Source organism: Diaphorobacter caeni, from assembly GCF_015354245.1.
Lineage (GTDB): Bacteria > Pseudomonadota > Gammaproteobacteria > Burkholderiales > Burkholderiaceae_C > Diaphorobacter_A > Diaphorobacter_A caeni.
The window spans coordinates 272554-291021 of the sequence record NZ_JADKYZ010000009.1 but is presented as its reverse complement, the minus strand read 5'-3'; the positions used below and the strand labels follow the sequence as shown (position 1 = coordinate 291021).

Annotated in this window: 16 protein-coding genes and 1 pseudogene; 7 read left to right on the top strand and 10 right to left on the bottom strand. The window is 61.8% G+C overall.

Annotation, left to right across the window (positions count from 1 at the left end):
- Window positions 1–90: 90 nt before the first annotated feature.
- From ISG32_RS21935 to ISG32_RS21900, 8 genes are all read right to left on the bottom strand, one after another.
- A complete protein-coding gene (locus tag ISG32_RS21935) occupies window positions 91–1071 on the bottom strand; it encodes a 5-oxoprolinase subunit C family protein (protein WP_194773152.1) in 981 nt (326 codons plus the stop codon).
- Between the two features lie 26 nt (window positions 1072–1097).
- The gene (locus ISG32_RS21930) at window positions 1098–1442 is read right to left on the bottom strand and encodes a hypothetical protein (RefSeq protein WP_194773151.1); all 345 of its coding nucleotides are present in this window, start codon (window positions 1440–1442) and stop codon (window positions 1098–1100) included.
- A 13-nt stretch (window positions 1443–1455) separates the two neighbouring features.
- A complete protein-coding gene (gene pxpB, locus ISG32_RS21925; protein ID WP_323745978.1) occupies window positions 1456–2124 on the bottom strand; it encodes a 5-oxoprolinase subunit PxpB in 669 nt (222 codons plus the stop codon).
- A gap of 65 nt (window positions 2125–2189) precedes the next feature.
- Entirely contained in the window at window positions 2190–3056 is an 867-nt protein-coding gene (locus ISG32_RS21920) for an NAD(P)-binding domain-containing protein (protein WP_194773149.1), read from the bottom strand.
- Window positions 3057–3076: 20 nt separating this feature from the next.
- A complete protein-coding gene (locus ISG32_RS21915; protein WP_323745977.1) occupies window positions 3077–4144 on the bottom strand; it encodes a Bug family tripartite tricarboxylate transporter substrate binding protein in 1068 nt (355 codons plus the stop codon).
- A gap of 13 nt (window positions 4145–4157) precedes the next feature.
- The gene (locus tag ISG32_RS21910) at window positions 4158–5639 is read right to left on the bottom strand and encodes a class I adenylate-forming enzyme family protein (RefSeq protein ID WP_194773148.1); all 1482 of its coding nucleotides are present in this window, start codon (window positions 5637–5639) and stop codon (window positions 4158–4160) included.
- Window positions 5636–6778 carry an acyl-CoA dehydrogenase family protein gene (locus tag ISG32_RS21905; RefSeq protein ID WP_194773147.1) on the bottom strand — a complete coding sequence of 381 codons (1143 nt, stop codon included), beginning with the start codon at window positions 6776–6778 and terminating at the stop codon, window positions 5636–5638. The genes ISG32_RS21910 and ISG32_RS21905 overlap by 4 nt, the downstream gene beginning before the upstream one ends.
- Before the next feature lie 21 nt (window positions 6779–6799).
- The gene (locus ISG32_RS21900) at window positions 6800–7672 is read right to left on the bottom strand and encodes an amidohydrolase family protein (protein ID WP_194773146.1); all 873 of its coding nucleotides are present in this window, start codon (window positions 7670–7672) and stop codon (window positions 6800–6802) included.
- 361 nt (window positions 7673–8033) lie between these two features.
- Here ISG32_RS21900 and ISG32_RS21895 point away from each other — a divergent pair, with 361 nt between their 5' ends.
- A complete protein-coding gene (locus ISG32_RS21895) occupies window positions 8034–8960 on the top strand; it encodes a LysR family transcriptional regulator (RefSeq protein WP_194773145.1) in 927 nt (308 codons plus the stop codon).
- Here the strand turns inward: ISG32_RS21895 and ISG32_RS21890 are convergent.
- Window positions 8930–10093, bottom strand: a complete 1164-nt coding sequence (locus ISG32_RS21890) for an NAD(P)/FAD-dependent oxidoreductase (protein ID WP_194773144.1) — start codon at window positions 10091–10093, stop codon at window positions 8930–8932. The genes ISG32_RS21895 and ISG32_RS21890 overlap by 31 nt on opposite strands.
- Window positions 10094–10181: 88 nt before the next feature.
- The gene (gene pruA, locus ISG32_RS21885) at window positions 10182–11732 is read right to left on the bottom strand and encodes an L-glutamate gamma-semialdehyde dehydrogenase (RefSeq protein ID WP_194773143.1); all 1551 of its coding nucleotides are present in this window, start codon (window positions 11730–11732) and stop codon (window positions 10182–10184) included.
- A gap of 541 nt (window positions 11733–12273) precedes the next feature.
- On the opposite strand from pruA, the gene ISG32_RS21880 reads away from it, so the two are divergent.
- From ISG32_RS21880 to ISG32_RS21855, 6 genes and pseudogenes are all read left to right on the top strand, one after another.
- Window positions 12274–13377 (top strand): branched-chain amino acid ABC transporter substrate-binding protein, encoded by a 1104-nt coding sequence (locus ISG32_RS21880; protein WP_194773142.1) that lies wholly within the window; start codon window positions 12274–12276, stop codon window positions 13375–13377.
- A gap of 71 nt (window positions 13378–13448) precedes the next feature.
- Complete coding sequence (locus ISG32_RS21875) at window positions 13449–14363, top strand: branched-chain amino acid ABC transporter permease (RefSeq protein ID WP_194773141.1); 915 nt, start codon at window positions 13449–13451, stop codon at window positions 14361–14363.
- Window positions 14364–14371: 8 nt separating this feature from the next.
- The gene (livM, locus tag ISG32_RS21870) at window positions 14372–15676 is read left to right on the top strand and encodes a high-affinity branched-chain amino acid ABC transporter permease LivM (RefSeq protein WP_194773217.1); all 1305 of its coding nucleotides are present in this window, start codon (window positions 14372–14374) and stop codon (window positions 15674–15676) included.
- The gene (locus ISG32_RS21865) at window positions 15673–16530 is read left to right on the top strand and encodes an ABC transporter ATP-binding protein (protein WP_194773140.1); all 858 of its coding nucleotides are present in this window, start codon (window positions 15673–15675) and stop codon (window positions 16528–16530) included. The genes livM and ISG32_RS21865 overlap by 4 nt, the downstream gene beginning before the upstream one ends.
- Window positions 16530–17252 (top strand): ABC transporter ATP-binding protein, encoded by a 723-nt coding sequence (locus ISG32_RS21860; RefSeq protein WP_194773216.1) that lies wholly within the window; start codon window positions 16530–16532, stop codon window positions 17250–17252. The genes ISG32_RS21865 and ISG32_RS21860 overlap by 1 nt, the downstream gene beginning before the upstream one ends.
- 143 nt (window positions 17253–17395) lie before the next feature.
- Window positions 17396–18330: pseudogene (locus ISG32_RS21855) on the top strand (IS5 family transposase).
- Window positions 18331–18468: the final 138 nt, after the last annotated feature.

Here is an 18468-nt window from a genome sequence, read left to right as displayed (position 1 = left end):
TGGGCGAGAAAGGTCGGCACTTGCGTGACGGGCGGTGAGGAAGAGAGAGAAAAAAACCAACAAGAAGGCAAGGCACGGAGGCGCGGGGCATCACCTCCTGAGCAGGGAAAGATCGGCTTGCAGCTTGACCAGCCACTGCTGCAGGGCTTGTGCCTCAGCGATCGCTTTGTCCAGCGTTGTGAGAGAAAAGCGAACACTGACGCCTGCTGGCGTTTGCGCCAACTGCCAGAGGTCCGCTGAATTGACGGTGGCAATCTTGGGATAGCCGCCACAGGTGTTTGCCTCAGCCATCTGCACAATGGGATTGCCTGAGGGCGGGACTTGCACGGTTCCAGGCAAGATGCCGTGTGACAGCAATTCCACGGGGTGCCGCAGCTCCAGCCGTTCGCCGCTCGCACTGTCAAGACGAAAGCCAGTACGGTTGGCCTCACGGGTCACGATCCAATCCTGATCGCAGAACGCGGCTTGGGCTTGCTCTGTGAACAAGGGGTACTCGGCCCCCGCAATGGCTTGTAGCGTCACGCGGCCTTCCCGCAGCTGCTGCCAAAATGCGGCGACCCTGGCTGGCACGCAGCCAAACTCCCGGGGCTGCATGACCGAGGATGCCGCCGCTGCAACCGGCAGCGCATCGCCGCGTCGCAGACCACGCCCCTCGAAGCCGCCGAAACTGCCTTTGTTGTCCGTGGATGCCGATCCCAGGAGCACGGGCACGTCTATGCCGCCAGCAATGGCCAGGTAGGAGCGCAGGCCAAGCAGCGGTGGCTCAATGGTCAGTGTCTGCCCTGGCTGCGCCACGGCAGACCACCAAGGAGGAAGCACGCGATCGTCGATGCGGACTACGCAATGGGCGCCCGTGCAGGCGAAGCGCGTTGTCTGGCGGAAGCGCACGCGAAATGGAAACATGCCGATTTCCAGACCCGCTGCCGTGGGGGGGTTGTCTACCAGCAAATTTGCTGCGGCCAATGCCGGGGCATCCATCGCGCCTCCGCGCGAGATGCCCTGCTGCATATGGCCCTTGCGTCCCAGGTCCTGGACTTGATTGAGTGCGCCGGATGACAGTATGTCGATCATGGACGGGGCAGAGAGATTGACTGGAGTCACAGGGCACCCGCGCGCGCAATCAAGCGCTTTGCTGCCGGACCAGTGTGGCGGATGAACTGCTGGATGCATCGGACGCCGCCATCGAGATGAAGCGCCCCTGCGCCGACACGAACCATGCGTGCGCCGATCCAGTCTGTGACATGGATCTTTTGATCCTGCAACAGCATGCGCATCGTGTCGTGCAGCAACGTCACCAGGTGGAGTCCAGTCGCCACACGCGACGCGAATGGCGTATGCGTGAAAGGTGCTTGAGGGTGGGGATGGAGCTTCGCCGACGCTGCGGAGAAGTCGGACAAGGGGCTCAGAAGCGAGCGGCGCGCTTCATGCATTTGATACATCACGTCTGGCTACCTTCTAATAGATTCGGCTCGTGTACGACGCTGCAGTCACGATGCCCTTCGGCACGAATCGCACGCGGTCACCCGGCGCGAGGAGGCAGGGCGTGCTGCGGTTGACATCGAAGAGCGCCAATTCGGTGTGCCCAAGCGCATGCCACCCGGAGGGGGCTGTGCAAGGCATGACGCCAGCGAGCGCGCCGCCTACAACGACTGCACCGGCTGCCAGTCTCTGCCGTGGCACGGAACGGCGCGGCGCTGCCAGTTCGCCCGGCAGGCCCGCCATGTAGCAAAAGCCCGGCATGGCCCCCAAGCTGGTGACCGTGTACAGCGCATCGCTGTGACGCTGCACATACTGCGCAACGCTCAATCCCGCTGACTCCGCCAGACTGGGCAGATCCTCGCCCACGTCTCCGCCATAGGTGACGGGAATGGAGATCTCGCGCCCGATTTCCTCATCGGGCTGGCTTGTGTGCCATGCCTCGAGCAGGTGTGCTCTGACGGCCTCTGGGTGAATGGCCAGTGGGTCGAAGACCACCAGCAAGTTGTTTACGCCAGGCACGACCTCTTCAACGGACAGAGGGCTTTCGCTGGATCGCAGGCGGCTTGCCAATGCCCAGATGCGCTGCTGGCTCCTTTCGTTGTAGGTGGCACCAGCCACATCCAGCAAAAGTCCGCTGATGCCCACGTGGGATATGCGGGCTGTCGGGTCTGCAAGGTCGTTTTTGAACATATTTGTCGAGTGGCGCGCGTTCAGCTTTGGCGGGCTTGTGCGAGGAGCCAGACCAGTGATTCGTCGATCGTGGGCTCTGTCTGAGCCGGGGCCTTGGCATCCAGCCCGGCGATGGTCTTGGCGAAGCGCTTCTCAACGCCCGACAGGACGACGGACGGCAGGCCATGCTTGGCCATTTCGGCAGCGGCGTCGTGCACTTCATGCGCGCGGCGGCGCGCGTGGATGACGTGCGTGCGCACGAGCATGTCGATGAACGTGCGCAACGGGGTTTCGTCGATGTCCCGCAGTTGCGCGTACAGCTTTTCGCGCACGCCTTGGGCTTCGGCCGCCATCAGCAGCTCGACACTGAGCGCTTCCATGCCTTTGGTGAATACGCTGCGAAGGATCTTCAGCGCAATGGCATCGCCGGCAGCTCCGCCATCGATCACGCGGACGTTGCCGTTGGCCTTGGCCAGCACTTGGGCGAAATCAGTGGAGCCGGCGCCTGAGGCCAGCAACGGCGTTTTCTCGAGGCTCAGCGAGATGGCACCCATGATGGCCACGTCGACATAGCGCACGGATTGCGCCTCGGCCAGCTTCGCTGCGGCTCGCTTGGTGTCCGGACTGGCCGTGGTCAGGTCGCACAGAGTACTGCCTTGGCGCATGTGTTCCAGGCACTGCTCTGCAACGGTGCGCGCGTGGGAGCCCGTGACGCAGGAAAGCACCCACTCGCACTCCTGCAGCCAGGCGCCCACGGAGGTTTGAATGGGCAGTGCCCATGTGGTGGCAAGCTCGCTGGCCGCCGGAGCCGGGCGGGCGTCGCACAGGCTCAATTGATAACCCGCGGCGTGAAGGGCCTTGGCATAGCAGCGGCCCACCTCGCCAAGCCCGATGATTGCAATCCTCATGTATTTCTCCAAATGGCGAATCAGTTCGCCTTGAGTCCCAATTCCTTGGCAATGGCACCAAGACGTTTTGTGTCGTTGAGCCAGGTCTCCTTGAAGGCGGCGCTGGAGCCGCCGAGAATGGTGGCTCCATCCGCTTCGAAGGCGGCCTTGACTTCAGGGTCGCTCAGCGCGGCATTGATCGCGGCGTTCAACTGAGCCACGATGGGTGCGGGAGTTTTCGCCGGCGCCAGCAGGCCGTACCAACTGACCGTCTCGTAGTCAGGAAAGCCCAGTTCCGAGACCGTCGGAATGTCCGGCAGTGCGGGCAAGCGTTTTGCTGAGGTCACGGCAAGTCCGCGGACTTGCTTGCCTTCAATGGGGGCACGCAGCGTGGCACTCGTGCCGATCCAGAACGTGATGCGACCGCCAATCAAATCCGGCAACCCCTGTGCGATTCCCCGGTAGGGAATCTGATTGAGTTGCACCTTGGCGCGCCGCTGCAGTTGCTCTATCGCCAGACGCGAGTTGGCACTCGGAAAGCCAACGGAGACCGCGTCCGGTGCTGCCGTGGCGGACTCGAGAGCTTTCGCCATCGTTGCCGGGCCGCTGCTCGGATTCACCGCGAAGATGAACGGATAGGAGGCAATCAGCGCCACGGGAGCCAGATCTCTGGCACCGTCATAGGGCAGGCGGTCGAACAGCGCCGGGTTCAATGCGAGATGGTCTGTCAGCGTCAGTCCAAGCGTGTAGCCGTCGGCTGGTGCCTTCGCCACGGCGTCGAGTGCGATGGTGCCGTTGCCACCACCGCGGTTCTCCACCACGAAGGACGTCTTCATGGTCTGCGTCAGCTTCTGGGTCAGCGTGCGCGCTACCCGGTCTGCCCCACCTCCTGGCGGGAAGGGGACGATGAGCCGAATGGGCTTGTCCGGGTAGGCCCCCTGCGCCCAAACGGCGGGTGCGATTCCACAACCCACCATTGCTGTCGCGAGGGTGAGCAGGGCACGTCGAGAATTTCTTTTGTTCATCGTTGTCTCCTTTTGTCTATTGATGTCTCTTGATGCCTCTATCACCGGCTTGGCTGCGCGCCGCGCTTCGAAAAAAGTCTCCACACAGGCCGTCTCCTCACAGCTTGGTCACGACCAGACGCGGCTGATCATTGAGAAGGCGTCGCTGGACTTTCCCGATGCCGGGGTCGCGCGGAAGTTGGGCAATGCGGATCAGTTCGCCGGGGTGCATGTACTTGGGCATGTCGGCAAGCACCTTGCGAACCTCCGTGTGGTCCACGTCGGTCGCGGTCGTATAGAGCACCACGTCGTGGCCCTTGGAGGGGGAGTCCACGCGCCACAGAGCGAACTCGCCAAGCGACTTGGCCTGCTTGAGCCGGCTTTCGACGAAGTCGATCGGCACGTATTCGCCATTGATGCGGATGGACTCGCTGATGCGTTCTACAAAGACCAGGCGGCCGTACTCGTCCAGGCGGCCACGGTCACCCGTGCGGAACCAGCCGTCCGCGTCGGTCTGGGGCTCGATGCGCCCCCCTTTGGCGTAGCCCGAGAACAGCGACAGCGGGCTTTTGCCGCGTACCCAGATCTCGCCGTCTTCAGCGATCTTGTGCTCGAAGTCATAGCGCGCCCGGCCCGCGAGGTGGGATGCGCCCTCGACGGGCAGGTCATCGTCGTCAGGGCGCAGGAGCCAGGTGTGACACAAACCGCCCGCCTCGGTGGAGCCATAGGCACCCACGCCAATCGGCACCTTGAACTGGCGCAGGAAGGCTTGATCGCACAGGAAACCGATCCGCACCTGATGGCCATCGGCCTCCTGTGCCGTGGTCTTTGCCTTGAGCAGGTTGGCCGGTGGCGCATGCAGCACGAGCGCCGTCACGCCATGGTTCTTGATGTCGGGCCAGAACTCCGCGGCGGAGAATTTTTCGGTGGACAGCAGCGCGGAGTGCGCCGTGAGCGCGCCCAGAACGCCATATCCCATGGGGTTGATGTGGAACAGAGGCAGCGGAGCGCACACGGTGTCTTGCGGCGACAGTGCGAAGGTGTCGGCAAAGAAGCGACCCAGACGCAGGAAGTAACCGTGGCTCAGTGCGCAGAACTTCGGCCGGCCGGTGGTGCCCGAGGTGTGGATGTAGGCCGAGATTTCATACAGTTCGCAATCGAGTCCCGTGCCGGAGCCCGCGACTTGGTGGCCGTCGGTGTGCAGCACCTTGAACGTGCTGTCCCAGGCCGGCTGCATGTCCACCTGGGTTTCCTTGCGTTGCGCCAGCGTGCCGGGATCGCGACCCACCCAGAAGATGCCGCGCGGTGCGAGGTCGTCCAGCATGGCGCCCAGCAATTCATCCGGGTAGGCCGGGTTGATGAGCGCAGCCTGCAGGCCGGCGAACTGCGTGGCCATCCAGGTGACGAGGTATGCCCCGCTGTTGTGACCGATGACGGCGACCACGTCGCCGCGCACCAGTCCCGTTTGGGAGAGTTGGTCCGCCACTGCGCGGGCGCGTTCGACGACGCGGTCCAGCCGATCCTGTTGACGGAAGGTGCCGAACGCGGCGTGAGGCACCGCAGCGGCGGCCGAGGTGATGAGTTGAGCGACGTTGTTCACTTGAGTCCCTTGAGTTGTTCGTCCTTGAGAATCTGCTGCGCGATGTAGTTGCGCAGGATCTCGACCGAGCCGCCTGCGATGCGCAGGGTTTTCACTTCGTAGAGCAACTGGCCCCACGGCTTGTCGCGGTACAGGCCGTGGCCGCCCGTCAGCGCGAAGCAGTCGTTGGTGGTCTTCTCGGCGGCATCGACGGCCAGCTTCTTGGCCAAGCTGGTGGCCATGGAAAATTCCTGGCCCTGCTTGACAAGATTGGCCGCGTGGTCACGGGCCAGCGAGGCGCCGTACAGCGCGCTGTAGCAGTCCGCCAGCGTCCATTGGATGCCCTGAAAGTCCGTGACCTTGTTGGCCCCCACGTCGCGCTGTTTGGCGTAGTCCACGGCTTCGGCCAGCGCACGGGTGGCAAAGCCGATCAGCTCGGAAGCATTGCCCAGGCGGCTGACGTTGAACGTGGACAGGAAGGTCTTCATGCCTTCGCCGGGTGCGCCGAGCAGCGCCGAATCGGGAACGCGCAGGTCCTCGAAGATCATGTCCGCCGTGGGCAGAAAGCGGTAGCCCAGCGGGTCGCTGTGGCGGCGCGTCAGGCCGGGAAGATCGGTATCCACGAGGAACGAGGTCAGCCCCGCGTCGGTCATCGCATACACCAGCGTGACGTGGCTCTCGGCACCGAGGTTGATGTGGATCTTCTTGCCGTTGATGACCCAGTCGCCGCCTTTGCGCACGGCCGTGGTGGAGAGCTTCTTCAGCGAAGAACCCGCGCCGGGCTCCGAAATGGATTCGGAGAACACCAGCGATCCCGCCACCATGCCAGGCAGGTACTTCTTCTTTTGCTCCGGCGTGCCCCAGTCATTCATCCAGCGCATGCCCTGGATCTGCACCTGGCTGGAGACCAGGCCGTAACGGCACATGGCCTCCGTGGTGAAGCAGTATTCGGGCGCATTCCCGCCCAAGCCTCCCCATTCAGTCGGGGTGATGACGCCCAGCAGGCCGCGCGCGCCCATGCGGCGGTACGTTTCGGCTGGGAAGCGGCCGATGCGCTCGCACTCGTCCAGTTCCTCGCGGCATTCGACGACGAGTTCCTTGACCGTGGCGATCGCCTGATCAGCCCACTTGGGGTCTTGGAGTTGAAGATTGATGTTCAAGGTGATCTCCTGAAAAGGGGACTAGGTAACTGCGGGGAAATCGAACAACCGGGCCGGGTTGTCTGCCAGGATGCGTTGCAACACGGCTTGGTCGGCATCGAACCAACCTGCCAGTACGTTCAGCAGTTCACCGGCATCCGGCATGACCGCACAGGCCACGTGGGGCCAATCACTGCCCCAGACCATGCGATCCGGGGCTTCCTTGACCAGCATGCGGCCGCGCTCAGCCAGGCGGGAGTCGCTGACCTGATCGGCCAAGCGATAGGTGCCGGAGAGCTTGACCCAGGTGTCGCGAGCCGTGACCAACGTGCGCAGCGCGCGCACCGGAGCGGAGTCGAGTCCGACGTCGGCGCGAAGGCTGGCCATGTGATCGATGACCAGACGGCAGGGCAACGCTTGCAATGCGGTCTGGAGTTCTGGAAGGAGATGACCATCCACCAGAATCTCGGCATGCCAGTTGAGCGCTGCGAGGCGGGGGGCCAGCTCTGTCATGGCCTTGAAGCCACCACCGCCGCCGAGCATGACGTTGAACCTTGCGCCCCGGATGCCCTGAGCGTGCAACTTTTGGAGCTCGCTGTCGGCAATCGACGGGTCCACGACGGCCACACCGCGCAGCCGCTGCGGTGCCCGCGCAATCGCTTCAATCACGGCCGTGTTGTCCGTGCCGAAGATGCTGGGCTGTACGGCCACGCCGCGCTCCAGCCCCAGACTGTCCAGCATGGACAGATGTACCGGAGCGGGGGCAGGAGCGGGGGTGTAGGTAGCCTCAGGCACCAGCGTCCATCCGCTGTCGGGAATGACGTGGGTGTGTGAATCGCAGGCACCGCGCGGCATGACAAAGCGCGGCTTCTGGTACTCGGTTGGGGGCGGCAGGCTGGCTGCTGAGTTCAGCACGAATATCTCCTTGAAATAGGTGGGGCGAGAATCAGGACACGACACTCACTGTTCAAGCGAGAGTCGTCCTTCGCGAATGCGTTTGGGAGTGAGACGGATGCAGCGACACATTTGGCAGTCCGACGTGGGATTCAACAGCGCGACTCATGACGTTCTCACTCAATTTCAATAGCTAAAAGATCAATGGGTGGGGCCCTTGCCGGCTTGGATGTGAGGGCAATGCAACGCATTCTGTCCAAGGCGTATGCAGCGCGCTTATCTGAATTGGCATGGGGCATATGCATGAGATTCATACCTATGGTTTCTCCCTATCAATATGGGGCATACTGCAATCTCTTTTCCAAAAAACGGGAGCTGAGGCATGGGATTGCGGCGCATTGATCTCAATTTGCTGGTGACTTTTCAAGCACTGATAGAGGAGCGCAACGTCTCGCGCGCGGCAGAGCGGCTTGCGCTGTCGCAGTCGGCGGTAAGCCATGCGCTGAAACGCTTGCGTGAGACATTTCAGGACGAATTGCTGGTGCGTGGCCCCAGTGGCATGGAGCCCACTCCGCGCGCCGTGACGCTGGCCATCGCGGTCAAATCCGGTCTGGCGACCATCGAAACTGCGGTGGACGAAAAGCGCCGCTTTGATCCGGCCACCTGTCACGCCACGTTCCATCTCAGCGTGACCGACTACATCCGCCCATACCTCATGTCGCGTCTGTGCGCGCATGTACGCGAAGCGGCTCCGCACATGCGACTGGTCTTCGAGACGCCGGATGAGCGCCAGGTAAGCAGTGCCGTGGCGTACGAAGGCCTCCAGATCCGGCTGGCCGATCTCCAGTTGGGCGGGCCCATGGAGTCGATGGGTGTTCTGGAAGACACGTTTTCGGTTGCCATGCGCAGTGGGCATCCCTATGCCGCGGAGGAATTGACGTTGGAGCGTTATCTTCAGCTCGCCCACATCAAGGTGACGGGGGTCGGCAGCAGTGCAATCGATCGCGCACTGACGGCCAAGGGCCTGGTGCGCGACGTCGTCGCGAGAATGCCCAACTGTCTCGAAGCGCTCGAGGTGGTGGAGTGCACCGATCTGGTGGTTGCCATGCCGAGCCATTGGGCGCAGCTGGCGCAATTCCCGCAGGGATGTATCACTCGGCCCTTGCCGCTTGCGCTGCGGATGCCCATCGAGGCGGCTTGGCATCCGCGCAACACGAATGATCCAGCCCATGCTTGGTTGCGTGAAACGGTGCGCCGGGTATTTGTTGCTGGACGCAGTCAATACACTGCGTCTTCGACGATCAATTGACCTGATTCAAGCCGTCCAGGGGTCAGCGCAGAAAGATCAATGGTTTGGTATGCACCATGGGTAAGAAGTTCAGCCACGGCGCGCCCAACGCCCGCGCTGTGCATCAGCCCGTGGCCGCTGAAGCCGGTGGCGACGACGAAGTTGTCCGGGCCTATTTGGCCTACCAGACCGTTGTGATCGACAGTGTTGTACTCGTAGTAACCAGCCCAGGCACGTTCCACCCGCAGCGCCTCGAAGGCGGGAATGCGTTCGGCCAGTGTGGGCCAGATCGGATCGTCGAAAAGCGAAAAATCAGGATCGAGTGGAAGATCGTCATGATCGTCCTTCGCTTCGGGCGACACGGTGCAAAGAAAGTGGTGCTGTTCAGGGCGAACGAAGATGCCCGAGGTGTCGATCAGGATGGGGAAATCGGCGATCGGAGTGGGGCACGAGACGATAAAGATCGTGCGCCGTCTTGCACGCACTGGAAGTTCCACGCCGACGCTGTGCGCCACCTTGGCAGACCAGGCGCCGCCTGCGTTGACGAAGCGATCGCCCTCGATACGGCTGCCGTCGGCCAGAATGGCCGCAACGACCTTCGAGCCGTGCGTCTCCAGCCGGATCACGTTACCGTGCAGATATTGCACCCCATGGGCTCGGGCGCGGCTCCGATAGAGTTGCTGGAGCATATAGCCGTCAAACCAACCCTCACCGGCCGTGGCGACGGCGCCGTAGGCCAAGTCATCGCAGCGCATCCAGGGATAGCGTGCAGACAATTCTTGCGACGTGAACTCTTGAATGGCAACGTCCAATGCGCGGTTGCCATCGGCGCGCTGGCGCAGCGAACCGGCCTGGTGCTCGCCGCCTAGAAACAGATAGCCACGTTCATTGAGACCGACGGCTCCTCCGGGTACACGCGCCTCATCAAGGCAGGAGCGCATGAATTCCCAGCCGAATTGGGAAAGCTGGACGTTCGCCGGTGTGGAGAACTGCTGCCGGATGGAGCTGGCCGACAAGCTCGAAGAGGCCGTCTGGTAGGTGGGGTCGCGCTCGATGACCGTGATTCGGTCACCGGCCGCGGACGACGAGGCAAGAAAGGCCGCGGTGGCTGACCCGATGCCGCCGCCTCCGATGATGATGGTGTGCTGGCCCATGGTGCTTGGTGCTTTGGTGGGGAACTGTGGATGAGCTGCGCTGCAAATTGCCAGGGCCGGTCAACACCGGCCCTGGCGAGTGGTCGACTTAGAAGCGTTCCGCCACCGACTTCATCTGCATGAATTGCAGCAGGTAGTCGGGGCCGCCGGTCTTGGTGTCGGTGCCGGTCAGGTTGAAGCCGCCGAAAGGCTGCACGCCCGCCAGCGCGCCGGTGCACTTGCGGTTGAAGTACAGGTTGCCGACGTGGAAGTCGCGGCGGGCGATTTCGATGCGGTCGCGATCCTGCGAATACAACGCACCGGTCAGGCCATAGACCGTGTTGTTGACCACGGCCATGCCTTCTGTGAAGTCCTTGACGCGGATGGCAGCAACAACGGGGCCGAACACTTCTTCCTGGGCCAGACGGGCTTCAGGCGCGATATTGCCGAAGACCGTAGGTTGAATGAAGAAACCTTCGCCGTCGATGCGACGGCCGCCGACGAGCAGCTTGCCTTCGCTGCGGCCGATATCCAGGTACTCGCGCACCTTGCCGTCCTGCGCTGCATTGCAGACCGGGCCGAGGTCAGGGTTCTGCTCCGCCGGGGCCACCACAAGTTGCTTCGTCCGCTCCACCACGCGCTCCAGCAGATCGTCGTACACGCTGTCCACCACGATCAGACGGGAGCAGGCGGAACACTTCTGGCCCTGGTAACCATACGCGCTTTGGATCACGCCCAGCGCGGCGGCGTCGAGGTCGGCCGTTTCGTCCACGAGGATCGCGTCCTTGCCGCCGAGTTCGAGGAACACGCGCTTGAACCAGCGCTGGTCGTCGCCGATCTTGGCTGCCGCCTCATGGATGCGCTTGCCGGTGGCCAGGCTCCCCGTGAAGTTGATGAAGCGTGTGCGCGGATGTTCGACGAGGTAGGCGCCTACCTGGGCGCCCACGCCGGGCAGGAAGTTCACCACGCCGGGCGGCAGACCGGCTTCTTCAAAAATGTCGAACACCTTCGCCAAGGACACGACCGTATCCTCGGCGGGCTTGCAGACCACGGTGTTGCCAACGACGATCGCGCCCACCGTCATGCCCGTCATCAGGGCCATGGGGAAGTTCCACGGAGAAATCGTGAGACCGGCGCCCAGCGGAATGTAGAAGCTCTCGTTCTCTTCGCCGGGAACGGCATTCAGATGACCGAGACCGCCGACATGGCGCAGCGCCTGGCGCGCGTAGTACTCGGTGAAGTCGATCATCTCGGCGACCTCGGCGCTGGCTTCGACGAAATTCTTGCCGATCTCGAAGACCAGCCAGGCTTCCAGTTCGCGCTTGCGGCGGCGCATGATCGCGGCGGCCTTGAGCATCACGCGCGAGCGGTCTTCCTGCTTCCACAGCTTCCAGTCCTCGAAGGCCGCCCAAGCAGCCGTGAGCGCGGCCTCTGCGTGTTCGCGCGAGGCGGACGCCGACCTGCCCACGATTTCGCTGGGTGCCGAGGGGTTGGTGGAGACCAGCGTCGCCTCGGTTTGAATTTTCTTCCCACCGATCACCATGGGGTAGGTTTTTTCGAACTGGGCGCGCACGCTCTTCAGGGCTGCGCTCATTTCCTCCAGGGATGCCGGAGAGGTGTAGGTGTCGTAGGGTTCGCTGGTATAGGGCAGAACGTGCATGGCTTGACTCCATCAGAGAGAAACAACGAAATGAAGGTGGTGGAATGCCACCGCTTGGGGGTTTTGAAAGTGTCGCCATCCAAGCTTCTCGCGTCTCGCTTTTTTGATGGTGAGAATTTGCGGAATTCTGCATATTCAACGCAATTGAATTGGTATGCGTTTCTCCGCACAAGCTTGGTATTTCCTTGTCACGCCAGGCATTTGAGACAGCGGAAAGATTGCACCCAGCAGTGATGGCTTGCACCACACACGGTTGGTGCGATGTGCTGGAAATTTCCCTCTATAGGTGCAGTGTGAAGAGCACTTGCACCGCAATAGGGCGGATCAATTGAGGGCATCGGATACGGTGTGGCATTGGGCTGCGAGATAGGTAGGAACCCGAGTATTGCTATGCAGATCTCCGTAGTTTTCAACACTGAAATTTGCAAGACGCAAAGGGGGATGAAATCCAGAATTTGGCCGACGTGAAGAGCCATTGCGCCGAAGCGTGGTGCTCACGCATCTCAACCTGCCGTTTGCGGCGATTTTTCTGGAGACCTCTATGCATTCGTTCACGCGTATCGTTATTCCCTTCGTGGGGCTGGCCGCTATCGCTGCCGCGCCAGTCGTACGTGCTGACATCGTGATTGGCGTCGCCGGTCCGATGTCAGGTCAATACGCCTCTGGTGGTGAACAGATGCGCAACGGCGTGGAGGCTGCCGTCGCGGCAGTCAACGCGGCGGGCGGAGTGTTGGGTCAGAAACTCAAGGTGGAGATCGGCGACGACGCCTGCGATCCCAAACAGGCCGTGGCTGTTGCCAATGCGATGGTGAACAAGAAGGTCTCGGCGATCGTTGGGCACTACTGCTCCAGCTCGACGATTCCGGCCTCGGAGGTCTATAACGAAGCCCAGATCCCGATGATCACGATCTCGACCAATGGCAAGGTGACCGAGCGCGGCATGAAGGGCATCTTTCGCCTGACCGGGCGCGACGATCAGGAAGGCGTTGTAGCGGCCGAGTATCTGAGCAAGAACTTTGCCGGCAAGAAGATCGCGGTCATCGACGACAAGAGCGCCTACGGCAAGGGCCAGGCCGATGTGGTGGTCAAGTCGCTGACTGAGCGCAAGAACGCACCCGTGCTGCGCGAGTCCATCACGGCGGGCGAGAAGGACTACACCGCGCTGGTCACCAAACTCAAGGCGGCTGGTGTGGACGCGCTGTTTTACGGCGGCTACTACACGGAGCTGGGCCTGATCCTGCGCCAGGCCAAGCAGGGCGGGATGAATCTCTCGGTGATGAGCGGCAACACGTCGTCCAGCGCTGAACTGGCGACGGCGGCGGGATCGGCCATCGATGGGCTGCTGTTCACCTTCTATCCTGATCCCCGCAAGTACCCAGCCTCGGCCGAGATCGTCAAACGCTTCCGCGACAACAAGATTGAGCCCGAGGGCTACGTGCTGTTCACCTACGCCGCAGTGCAGGTCTATGCGCAGGCACTGCAGAAGGCGGGCAGTTTGAAGTACGCCGATGTGCAGAAGGCGCTGGCAAACGGGAGCTTTGACTCCGTGATCGGCAAGGTGGAGTTCGATGCCAAGGGTGATCCCAAGAATCCCGGCTTCCTCGTCTACCAATGGAAGGGCAAGCAGTACGACGTAGTCAAGTGACATGACACACCGAGGGTGCGCGCCCCGTGCGCCCTCGGTCTGCAAGACGATCAACGCACGAGGAGGCATTCATGTCACAGTTTTTTCAACAGGCGATCAACGGGCTGACGCTCGGATCGCTCTACGGCCTCATCGCCATCGGCTACACGATGGTGTACGGCATTCTGGGGATGATCAATTTCGCGCATGGAGACATCTACATGCTCGGCGCGTTCATCTCACTGACCGCTTTCACCTTGCTGGCGGCGGCGGGTATCACTTCCGTTCCACTGGGGCTCTTTCTGGTGCTGCTCGTTTCGGTGGTGTTCACCGCAGGCTACGGGTGGGCCGTGGAGCGTGTGGCCTACCGGCCTCTGCGTGGATCGTCCAAGCTGGCGCCGTTGATTTCGGCCATCGGCGCATCGATCTTTCTGCAAAACAGCGTCCAATTTCTTCAGGGCGCCCGCATCAAGAATCTCCCGCCGCTGTGGGAAGGGGGCTTCGAGCTGCTCGGCAGCGGTGCGAACGCGGTACGCCTCTCCTACGTGCAGCTATTGATCATCATCACCACGGCCGTACTGATGGCAGCGTTCACCTGGATGATCACGCGCACTTCGTTTGGCCGACGCCAGCGGGCGTGCGAGCAAGACCAGGGCATGACGCGGATTCTGGGCATCAACGCGGATCGGACGATCTCGATAACCTTCATGATCGGCGCTGCACTGGCCGGTGTCGCGGGCCTGCTGGTGACCATGTACTACGGCGTGATCGACTTCTACATCGGATTTCTTGCAGGGATCAAAGCCTTCACCGCCGCAGTGCTCGGGGGCATCGGCTCATTGCCTGGGGCCATGCTGGGCGGTTTGCTCATTGGGCTGATCGAAGCGTTCTATGCCAGCTATTTCTCGGCCGAGTACAAGGATGTGGCTGTCTTCGCCATTCTGATTCTGGTACTGGTCCTTCGCCCGTCCGGCCTGCTGGGCCGCCCTGAAGTGGAGAAAGTGTGATGTCCACAATGACGACTCCGAACAAAGAGGGATGGCAGCGCTGGCTTGCCGATGCGGGTCTGGCGGCGCTGGCTGCGCTGGTGCTGGGCATCCCCTTCATCGGCCTGACGACGGTCGATGTGGGCGGCAAGCTTGAGGTTCATACCCGCTGGAGCTGGCTGCTGGTGGCCGCGGTGGCGGTCTTCGCCGGCCGCATGGTGGTGCGCTGGCTGTTTGAGCGCCAGCGGGCAAGCCGCGGCAAAGCGGCCCCTTCGCCGGTGGTCGCCATGCAGGCGAATCGGGTTACGACGACGGTCGGCGCCTTTGCGCTGGGCATGGCGCTGGTGCTGCCCATCTTCTTCTACGACAACCGATATGTTGTAGACACGGCGACCACCGTGCTGATTTACGTCATGCTGGGCTGGGGGCTGAACGTGGTTGTTGGGTTGGCGGGCTTGCTCGATCTGGGCTACGTCGCCTTCTATGCGGTGGGAGCCTATACCTATGCACTGCTGGCAACGCAGTTTGGCTTCTCATTCTGGTGGTGCTTGCCCATCGCCGGCGCATTTGCTGCGGCCGCGGGGGTCTTGCTGGGCTACCCCATGCTGCGGCTGCGCGGCGACTACCTTGCCATCGTGACGCTGGGGTTTGGCGAGATCATCCGGCTGGTTCTGTTGAACTGGACGGAGCTGACGCACGGCCCGGACGGCGTTTCTTCGATACCGCGTCCTTCGCTCTTCGGCTTGCCTTTCGCACCGCCTGGCGACACGCCGACGTTTGCAGGCATGCTGGGCATCGAGTACGCCGCTTGGCATCGCACGGTGTTCCTCTACCTGGTGATTCTCGTGCTGGCGTTGCTGACCAACATATTGGTTCTGCGCCTGCGGCGCCTGCCCATCGGTCGAGCCTGGGAGGCCATGCGCGAGGATGAAATCGCTTGCAAGGCCTTGGGCATCAACGTCACCAACGTCAAGCTCTCGGCGTTTGCGCTGGGGGCCACGTTGGGCGGATTTGCGGGTGTGTTCTTTGCCGCCAAGCAGGGCTTCATTTCCCCGGAGAGCTTCACCTTCGCCGAAAGCGCAATGGTTCTGGCAATCGTCGTGCTGGGTGGATCGGGCAGCCAGTTGGGAGTGGTGCTGGCGGCCTGCGTACTGGTGCTGCTGCCTGAGCTGGGCCGCAACTTCAGTGAGTACCGCATGATGCTCTTCGGTGCAGCGATGGTGACCATCATGGTCTGGCGGCCCGGTGGTTTGCTCTCAGAGCGCCGCGCCACCTTGAGTTCGGCGCGCAAGGGCGGCAGCGCAGCACTTCAACAACGGGAGGCGACAGCATGAACCCCACAGCACCTGCACTGCTGGAGGTCAATGCGCTCACGATGCGGTTTGGCGGTGTGAAGGCGATCGACAACCTGTCGATGACCGTCCAAGCGCGAGAAATCACGTCGATCATTGGCCCGAACGGCGCTGGCAAGACCACGTTGTTCAATTGCCTGACGGGGTTCTATCAGCCCAGCTCCGGCACCGTCACCATGCAGCATCCGCAGCATGGGGCCCTGCGGCTGGAGCGCATGCCCAGCCATGAACTGGCGCGCGAAGCACAGATCCTGCGCACGTTTCAGAACATCCGCCTGTTTCCCAAAATGACGGTGCTGGAGAACCTGATCGTCGCCCAGCACAACGTGCTCCAGAAGGCCAGCGCGTTCTCGCTGGCGGGGCTTCTGGGATTGGCACGCTACCGCAAGGCCGAAGAGGAAGCAGTTGAGACGGCCTTGGCACTGCTCGGGCGGTTCGACCTGAAGGCACAGGCGGATTCTCCTGCAGGGGCTTTGTCCTACGGCGTGCAGCGTCGCATCGAGATTGCCCGTGCCATGGCCGCCAGGCCGCGGATCCTCTGTCTGGACGAGCCTGCGGCGGGACTGAACCCAAGTGAATCCTCGGCGTTGAATGCGCTCTTGCGGAGTTTGATCTCGGAGGAGGGCATTGCCGTTCTGCTGGTGGAGCACGACATGGATGTGGTCATGAAGGTGTCACAGCATGTCGTCGTGCTGAACTACGGCCGCAAGATCGCCGAGGGAACGCCTCAGGAGATTCAGAACAATCCGCACGTCATTGCCGCCTATCTGGGCGAACCCGATGAAGACGAGGGCGATGAAGCAAATGCAAGCGTTGCCGGGAGGATCGAAGCATGATGTTGGAACTCAAGAACGTTCACGCGCGCTATGGCGCCATTCAAGCGCTGCGCGGCATTGACCTGCGGGTGCGCCAAGGCGAGATCGTGACCTTGATCGGCGCAAACGGCGCAGGCAAATCAACGCTGATGACGAGCATCTTCGGGGCTCCGCGCATCTCGGCCGGGCAGATTCTGTTTCGAGGGCAGGACATCAGCCGAGTCCCCTCGCACAAGGTGTCTTCGCTCGGTATCGCGCTGTCGCCCGAAGGGCGCCGGATCTTTCCACGCATGACGGTGATAGAGAACCTGAGGCTGGGGGCTACTTTCGTCGATCCGAAGCATTGGAGTTCCGACCTGGAGCGGGTTTTCGCGCTGTTCCCGGTGCTGGGCGAGCGCCACCAGCAGAGGGCCGGCACCATGTCGGGCGGCGAGCAGCAGATGCTGGCCATTGGCCGTGCGATGGTGAGCCGCCCCAAGCTGCTCATGCTCGACGAGCCCTCGCTGGGACTGGCGCCGATCTACATCCGCAAGATTTTCCAGATCATCAGCGAGCTGAATCGCACCGATGGGATGACCGTTTTGCTGGTCGAGCAGAACGCGCACCATGCACTGCGGTTGGCGCACCAGGCCTATGTTCTTCAGCATGGAGAGATCGTGCTCTCAGGGACTGGGCGCGAGTTGCTCAACAGCGCGCAGGTCAAAGCGGCCTATCTTGCGGGAGGACAGGCCGAGGTGGCCTGAGAAGAACGGCGTTTCAGAAGCTTGTGAAGTCGGACTCTATGTGCATCTGAACCGCCTACATGGTCCGCCCAAGGGGAGCAAGCTTCTGCATCGTAATGGCGTTGTTGCACAACTCAACCGGTCATCTGCGGTAGTCTTACCGCATGAGTGAATCGAGCTGGGGCAAGCGGCGCTACCGCACTACAAATTGGAAGGCGTACAACGCAGCATTGAAGGCCCGGGGTGATTTGACCATCTGGCTGGACAAGGACATCCAATGGCTAGCGGTTCCAGATGGCAAGCCTGGCCGCAACAAGACATTTTCGGATGCTGCCATCCAGTTTTGCCTGACCGTCAAATGCCTGTTCAGCTTGCGTTTGCGCCAGGCCTTGGGCTTGATTCAGTCGCTGCTGAGAATGGCTGGCCTGCCCTGGTCAGCGCCTGACTACAGCACGGTGTGTCGCAGACAAAAGGGTTTGAATGTGCAGGTGCGTTATCGTCCAAGCCGCAACGGACTGCACTTGCTTGCTGACTCTACGGGCATCAAATTTTTGGGCGAAGGTGAGTGGAAAACCAAGAAGCACGGCACAGAGCGTCGCCAACAGTGGCGCAAGGTGCACCTGGGTATAGATGCACAGACGCTGCAGATTCGTGCCATTGTCGTGACCACCAACGAAGTGGGCGACTCGCCAGTGGCTGCCGAACTGCTGGTCCAAAAATGCCAAACGATGAAGCAGTTGTCAGCTTCACAGGTGATGGAGCGTATGACACGCAGGATGTGTACGAGGCTTGTCATCAGCGCCAAACCACTCCCATCATCCCGCCACGCAAGGGTGCGAAGCTACGCAAAGGGTTGGTGTTCGCGCATCGCAATGAGGCCGTCAATGCATGTAGGCGGTTGGGCCGTTATATCTGGAAACGCTGGAGCGGCTACCACCGCAGGTCTTTGGTGGAGACGAAAATGAATTGCTTCAAACGATTGGGTGAGAAGGTAATGGCTCGCACGTTTGAGCGACAAGTGGCCGAACTCAACATTCGCGCATCTATCCTCAATCGCTTTACCGAGCTGGGCACACCCCAAACAGTGGCCGTGGCATAGCTACGTCTGGGGTTGGGGGAAGCTTGACCTCAGATGGGGTTATGCAACAGAGCCGACACGTTGTGCCGGCGACAATTTGGTCCCCAAAGCCTTCAGTGTCGGCGCCGACCCATCTCAACACCGACAGTCAGAAAAATT

Coding starts and splice junctions, on each gene's coding strand:
- ISG32_RS21890 (WP_194773144.1), bottom strand. CDS start 10,093: ATGGGCCAGCACACCATCATCATCGGAGGCGGCGGCATCGGGTCAGCC.
- ISG32_RS21880 (WP_194773142.1), top strand. CDS start 12,274: ATGCATTCGTTCACGCGTATCGTTATTCCCTTCGTGGGGCTGGCCGCT.
- ISG32_RS21865 (WP_194773140.1), top strand. CDS start 15,673: ATGAACCCCACAGCACCTGCACTGCTGGAGGTCAATGCGCTCACGATG.
- pruA (WP_194773143.1), bottom strand. CDS start 11,732: ATGCACGTTCTGCCCTATACCAGCGAACCCTACGACACCTACACCTCT.
- ISG32_RS21935 (WP_194773152.1), bottom strand. CDS start 1,071: ATGATCGACATACTGTCATCCGGCGCACTCAATCAAGTCCAGGACCTG.
- ISG32_RS21920 (WP_194773149.1), bottom strand. CDS start 3,056: ATGAGGATTGCAATCATCGGGCTTGGCGAGGTGGGCCGCTGCTATGCC.
- livM (WP_194773217.1), top strand. CDS start 14,372: ATGACGACTCCGAACAAAGAGGGATGGCAGCGCTGGCTTGCCGATGCG.
- ISG32_RS21895 (WP_194773145.1), top strand. CDS start 8,034: ATGGGATTGCGGCGCATTGATCTCAATTTGCTGGTGACTTTTCAAGCA.
- ISG32_RS21875 (WP_194773141.1), top strand. CDS start 13,449: ATGTCACAGTTTTTTCAACAGGCGATCAACGGGCTGACGCTCGGATCG.
- ISG32_RS21860 (WP_194773216.1), top strand. CDS start 16,530: ATGTTGGAACTCAAGAACGTTCACGCGCGCTATGGCGCCATTCAAGCG.